The 7,036-nt window shown below is 29.7% G+C and carries 4 protein-coding genes; all 4 read right to left on the reverse strand.

Annotated features, from left to right (window positions below; translation table 11 throughout):
* Window positions 1-64 precede the first annotated feature (64 nt).
* The 4 genes from Q0U66_RS04885 to Q0U66_RS04900 are packed head-to-tail and all read right to left on the reverse strand — an operon-like array spanning window position 65 to window position 5,870.
* Window positions 65-2,545, reverse strand: coding sequence for a transglutaminase domain-containing protein (locus Q0U66_RS04885; RefSeq protein ID WP_297378097.1), 2,481 nt, complete (start codon window positions 2,543-2,545; stop codon window positions 65-67).
* A gap of 1 nt (window position 2,546) precedes the next feature.
* Window positions 2,547-3,941, reverse strand: coding sequence for a hypothetical protein (locus Q0U66_RS04890; protein WP_297378100.1), 1,395 nt, complete (start codon window positions 3,939-3,941; stop codon window positions 2,547-2,549).
* An 8-nt stretch (window positions 3,942-3,949) separates the two neighbouring features.
* On the reverse strand, window positions 3,950-5,335 hold the full coding sequence (locus Q0U66_RS04895; protein WP_297378103.1) for an MBOAT family O-acyltransferase: 1,386 nt from the start codon (window positions 5,333-5,335) through the stop codon (window positions 3,950-3,952).
* Window positions 5,336-5,345: 10 nt separating this feature from the next.
* On the reverse strand, window positions 5,346-5,870 hold the full coding sequence (locus tag Q0U66_RS04900) for a hypothetical protein (protein ID WP_297378106.1): 525 nt from the start codon (window positions 5,868-5,870) through the stop codon (window positions 5,346-5,348).
* Window positions 5,871-7,036 lie beyond the last annotated feature (1,166 nt).

A 7,036-nucleotide genomic window follows, 5' to 3' on the forward strand; every position in this document is an offset into this window, starting at 1 on the left:
TAAGAAAAAAGGTGATGTGCAGACTAAATTTAACTAATCTGCAACACCACCTTTTAAATATAAATTAATTGTTCTCTTCGGAATTAACAGGTTTAGATTGAGCACTTTCCTCTTCAACTTTATCTACTACTTCTTTAGCAGTTTCTTTTGCTGTTTCTTTAGGAGTTTCCTTCACCGTTTCTTTTTCAGTTTCCTTAGGAATTTCCTTTTCAGTCTCTTTAGGAGTTTCTACAGGTCTTTCTTCTACTAAAGAGTTTATAGCAGAATTTATTGCTTGTTCCAGCACTTCAATATCATAATTGCTCAAACTTGAATTTAATTTACTTTCAGCATTATTTACAGCACTTCTTAACTTATTTAAGCTAGATATGGTATATTTTGAAGATCTTAAATAGGCTTTGGCACTATTAATTGTACGCTCTAAAGATCTGGTATCTGCTTTTAATTCATAAGAACTTGTTAATTTAACCAAGGTCTCAGTAATATTATCAACCTCTGCCTGTTTATAATTATATGATTTATAAACTTTTTTAGCTTGTTTCAATAAGCTATTCAAATTATCAATGTAAGATTGTGATAAGCCATTTGTATTTAATCTGGCTTCAGCGTTTTTTATAGCAGCTTGTAGCTTATCTTTATTTACTTGACTTTGGCTTGTATCTTTCTCGTAAACAAAAGTGACATAGGTTGTATCTGTATTAAATTCACCTTTAGCATTTCTAGCATCATATTTTAATTTATAACCTGGGAATGTTAATCTTTCAAATGAATATGGTGAACCTACATTTCCTTCTTTTTCTACTGTTGGTGCTAGCTCTTTTCTACTTCCATCTTCAATATATCTTGCAATAGCTTTAGATACTTTATCAGAACCAGTTATGTCACCATAATTTTTACCTATTCTTGTAAAGAAGTTTTGTAAGGCTGCATCTGAATATAGGTAACGTCTATGGCTAAGGTCTATATTTTGCCAACCATTACCTATATTTACTTGCAACCATGAATGGGTTCTGTCTTTTTGTATCCTTGTTCTATTTGGTATACCCGCCCTAGTATATAAGGCTTGAGCGGTATGGGTCATACCAAAACAATTACCCGTCCTAGCACTCAAAGTATTTAATGCATCTGTAGCATATCCATTAGTCACAGATCCTGTCCTATATCTAATTGAACTCATAAAAGCGTATATCGCTGATGATTTTTGAGAATTTGACATACTATCATTGATAATATTACTTAAGATCCTGTCTGTAGCATTATTCAGTGCAACATTTCCTGTATCGCCTAAAGGAGTATATACATTTACACTATTAGTTTTCTTATCACCAAGTTTTTGAACCTTCTTCTCTTTAACTTCGGAAGATACTGTCACTGTGATAGTCTTCTTGTTTTCATTGCCTACCTTATCTTTAGCAATATAGGTTACTGGATATTTTCCCTCTTTCTTAAGATTTACTTTAGAATCATCAATGGTTAATTTAGGATTTTTATCAACATTATCATCTATAGCAACATTAAGCTTACTTTTTAGATCTTGATTTAGTCCAATTGTTATATCCATAGCCCCTATTATACTTGGAGCCTCATCATCTTTTTTCACTTCATAAGGAACTTCTACTTCTGTAGTATTTCCAGCCTCATCAGTTAATACAATTATAGTTGTAAACTTTCCTACTTTGTTAACTTCAGGCACTTTACCGTCTTTGAATGATGTTTTTACTTTACTTTTATCCTTATAGTCTGCTATCAAAGCTTCTGCAGTTACTTCGTAGCCAATATATAAAACTGGAGAATCTTTCAATATAGCTTCTGGAGCAATAGTATCAACAATTTCAAGGATAAGGATAGCATCTTCACCATCAACTTTAATCTTAACTTCATGTTCACCAAGACCCATAGCTTGTAATTCTTCAATGCTTGTTATTATTTCTATTTCTATATCTGAGTCTTGTTCATACAAAATATCTGAAGCATTTAATTCATGTTGGCTACCTAATTCTTTAGTCACCTTAGACTTAATGTCTAATAAAGTTAATTTAGTTTTGTTTGTAACAGAATTCCCACCTAAGTCTGTAGAAATAATTTCAACATCTTGTTCGTTTTTTCCCATATCTATCGGATTTACAAATTCATGTTTTAATTTTGTGTTATCTTTTTCTTCCTCTATAAATAGTTCTGGTTTAACATCTACATCCCTACCTATAGAAACTTCTTTCAATTTTACTTCTGGACTAGTAGTATCTACTAAAACAAGTTTAGTTTTTTCTACAGTTTCTTTGTCATTATTAGAAATAACTTTTATTTCTAAGTCCAACTCTCCTGGAACATCTAATTCCAGCTTATCTAGGTCACTTACAAAAGTTACTTCTTTAACTTCTACTCCTTCTTTTAAGAACAATTCCGCTTTAACTTCTTCTCCTATTTCAAGTTCAAGCTTGTTTTTCAAATATCCGCTTTTCAAAACTAAACCTAAAATAAGGGCGGTGATTAAAGCTAAAGCCCCCAATGTAGATACTACTATTTTTTTATTTTTTAAGAAATCCATTTTAATCCCCTTCCATTTTTATTATATTTGATTCTAAATATTTACCATCTATCTTATAAATAATTTTTGCTTGGTCTAACTTTAATTTTTCACCTGTATATAAGGAAAATCCATATGTAATATCGATTTTATCCAGGTCTTTTCTTTCATAAACCGGGAAGGTTGGGTAAATATCACCATTACTATTAATTAAAAACACTTCTTCCATAGTTTTTGCTAAAGATTGGTTTTCAACTTTTATATTCAAATGATGAAGCTTATGCTTTTCTTCATTTGAATATCTTACTAAAAGATCTTCACCCTTTCTGGTTTCGCCATCAAAACTTATATCTGTAGGCTTCATCTCCATGATAGGTGTTGTTTTTAGCCAATGATACATGTTTCTTTCAGCTATTTCTATCAAGAGATTTTGAGGCTTTGCCTTTATGACTTCCTCTATATAATAAGGGATAACTCTTGAATAAGTCACCTTTGAAAAATCATTTGATAACATTGGTATCAAGGCTCTGGCAAAGGAATCCCTGATCATATACAGACTTGGATTTTCAGATTTTGAAATAGTTTCTATTTGTAAATCATCAAAAGATCCTAAGGGCCTAGTAAAGATATAATTTGTATGTAAATCAAAATCCATATTATAATCTAACTTTTCACTAGCTGGGTACAAAATGGTAGTCAAGTCCCCTTGGAAGTCTTTATTTATCTTATAATCTTTATCTAGTAAAGTTTCAGCCTTTAATCCTAGCTCTTCTAAAATAAGAGAATGAGTAAAAGCTGCTCCTAAATTGTTGTAGTGAGAATCTTCCTTGTGATAAATAAAGTCATCTTGCGATTTTTTTTCAGCCAATAAATTTTCCTTCAAGTTAATATTATTAAAAGGAAAATCTATCTTGTAAAAATTATCTAAATTATCATTGTCGGTTATTTTTTTTATATTATCCGGCATATATTCTGGATAAATAGTATTTTTATTTGGAACAACCATCACATGTAAGTCTATGCCATTTTCTTTTAATCTTTTATTTATAAGATTGAAATAACTTTCAATTTTACCAAGCTCTGCTTGGCTAAAGTAAATTGAATTTTGATAATCTTTTGTAGTTTCAGCTAAATATAGAAATCCATCTTGGCCATAAACAACCTTGTCATTCCCACTTAAATTGAATAGTGATTGATTTACAAGATTATAAGCTGTTATAAAATGATTTCTAAAAGGAAATTGCTCTTGCCAGTATCCTTCAAAATTTTTAGTAAAGTCTAAATTATATTCTGGGAATTCTTGCAATTGCCTATTTTCAACATTTTTATTTTTAACATTAAATACCAGCCCTAGCATAGGAAGGGTCATAGTTATAAAAACTATAGCTAAAAATATCGTTTTATTTTTCTTTTTCATAAGCCCTCCTAAAATCTAAAGTAAATAAATGGATTGTAAGTAGCAGCTGATAAGTTTAATAAACATAAAATCCAAACAATAATTAAGAAAATAAATTTAAGATTTATATTAATCCTGTCTAATAATCTTTTCACCAAAGGTGTAGATCCTATAATAGCTAAAATTAATATAAAGATAAATTTTACATTTATTAAAGTATCCATTAATCCACTAACTTCTGGGCTCATTGTTGAAAAGTTAGTCAAGCCACCTATGAAATCTAAAGCTTGTGACATTGTATCTGCTCTGAAAAATATAAAGGAAATTAGGACTATTGTGATTGTATAGATATGTCTAATAAATCTCGGCCATTTTTTAAGCTTTAAAACTAGTTCTTCTAAAAGTAAGAATAAACCATTAAACAAACCCCATACAACAAAATTCCAACTAGCCCCATGCCACAAACCAGTTAAAAAGAATACAATGATTTTATTCAATACTGTCCTAAATTTACCTTTTCTATTCCCGCCGAGTGGTATATATACATATTCTTTAAACCAGGTAGATAGCGATATATGCCACCTTCTCCAAAATTCTTGAATGGACTGGGATATGTATGGGTGATTAAAGTTTTCTAAGAAATTAAACCCAAATATTTTTCCCAAACCTATAGCCATATCTGAGTAGCCTGAAAAGTCAAAATATATCTGTAGCATGTAGGAAATAGCCCCTATCAATACCACAAAAGCATTTATTTGATAGGCTTCTAGAGCATAGATACTATCAGCAACAAAGGCCATAGTATTGGAAATAAGCATTTTTTTACCTAGACCTATAATAAATCTTTCCATACCCAGGGTCATTTTATTTAAGTTTACAGTCCTATTATCAATCTCTCTTTCTATGTCCCTATATTTTACAATAGGTCCTGCTATCAGCTGAGGAAAGAATGATATGTAAAGCAAAAGTTTAGGGTATGAATTTTGCACTTCGACCTTGTTCCTATACACATCTATAACATATGACATAGTTTGAAAAGTATAAAAAGAAATCCCAATCGGAAGTGCTATATCAACTAAATCTATATTTGTATTTAATAAATTATTTATAGTGTCAATAACAAAATTGCTATATTTAAATACTCCTAAAAGCCCCAAATTAAAAATTATATTTAATGTTAAATACGCTTTCTTTGCAGGTTTTTTCTCATCATTCTTCTTAATCAAGATAGCAAAAAAGTAATTTACTAAAGAAGAAATTAATAAAAGAATAATATAAACTGGTTCCCCCCATGCATAAAATACTAAGGAAGCAAGAAGCAACCAGATATTACTCAATTTAATTGGCAACAATAGATTTATTAAAATAATTATTGGTAAAAAAATAAATACAAATACTGGTGATGAAAATAACATCAGTAAAGTCCTAAGCTTCGATTATGTATGAAATAGAAACTACTTTATCGTCATTAATTACAACTATAAAGTTTGTTTTTCCGTCATTATAAGTATATGAACCAATGTTTTCAGTAAAGTCTTCTCCATATAATTTGATCATATCTTCTTTACTTGAACCAATTTTTAAACCTTCTGGAGTAGAAGTGTCTTCTAGTAAAAATATACCAGATATATATTCTTCACCATTTTTATCGTATGAATAGATTTCTAGACCATCATATTTATATACAGTATCTTCCCCTTCAAAGGCACATGAAGGTGCTGATAAAGTTTCATTGTACTTTCCTAAAGCATCTAAAGCAATTTGTGTCTTATCACCTGTAGTAAATTTTACACCATTAGCCTCAAAAGTATATGCATTTGTAGAATCATTTTCTTTATTTTCTGTCATTTCTTGACCTGTTTCAATCTTGGTTTCTTTTACGGTTTCCTTGTCACTTGAACATGCTGTTAAAGTCAACAATAAAGCCATTGTTAATATTAATTTTTTCATATATCCTCCCTTAAACAAAATCACATAAATTATACCATTAAAATGGAAAATATGCTATTTTACGCATAAAAAATTATTTTTTTGAACTGGGTTAAATCCTGGTTAAATAAGGGGGATGAGGGTTTTGGGCTTTTTGCAGATTCCTGCATAACTTTTTGTTTGGTGGAGTCATGAGGGTTTTGGGCTTTTTGTGGATTCCTTCATGAAATTTTGTTCGTGGTCATCATGATGGTTTTGCACTTTTTGCTGTTTCCAACATGATATTTTGGCTTAGATGGTCATGAGGGTTTTGGGCTTTTTGCGGATTCCTGCATGATTTTTTGGTCGGAGACGTCATGATGGTTTTTAGCTTTTCGCTGTTTCCGACATGATATTTTTGCTTGAACTACTACCTATGTCCTTGACATAGGTAGTAGTTTATAGTAGTTCAACCTTTATTTTCATGTCTATTTTAGATTTTCTTCAACCTGATATGACAGCCATACTCTATTTAGTCAAAATATATAAAATAATATAACTTGTAATTTTTAAGATATTGAATTCTTTGTTTAAATTGATTTGATTCGGGTACGTACTTAATAAGGATGATTATATGTAAATTAATTAACGGAGTTGTTATATGGAAAAGTCAATATTTTGAAATAAAAAATTTATTCCTATATATTTTATAGTAGAAATCTAATGTTTTTTATTGCTTAAACTATACGTTAAAACATCTAATAATATAGGTTACTTCCCTGCATTAGTTTGTATTTTAATTGGTTTCTCATCAAACATTTACAATCTATCAAATAAACAATAGTAACTAATCTAAATAAAAGAGTAGCTAGAATATATTTTTTAGTAACTTTTTTTATTTTTTTTGGTAGGTTTATATTTACATAATGTTTAATTTGCTATTATAACCAATACTATACAGAAAAAGTAGAAGATAAGGAATATAACAAACTTAAAAATTTATATATTAAAAAATTTGGTGGTTGGGAAAGAATAGATTTAGAAAATGCAGAATACAATGGAAAAGAATGGTATTAAAAAAGAATTTGACGTACTGTATGTGTTGATATATACTTATTATATAAGAAGGAGATTCACTGCCTATCTAAAGTGTGAGACTTTAAAGAAGGAGATTCGCTGCCTATCTGAAGTGCGAGACTTTAAAGAAG

Source organism: uncultured Helcococcus sp. (assembly GCF_946998255.1).
Taxonomy (GTDB): Bacteria; Bacillota; Clostridia; order Tissierellales; family Peptoniphilaceae; genus Helcococcus.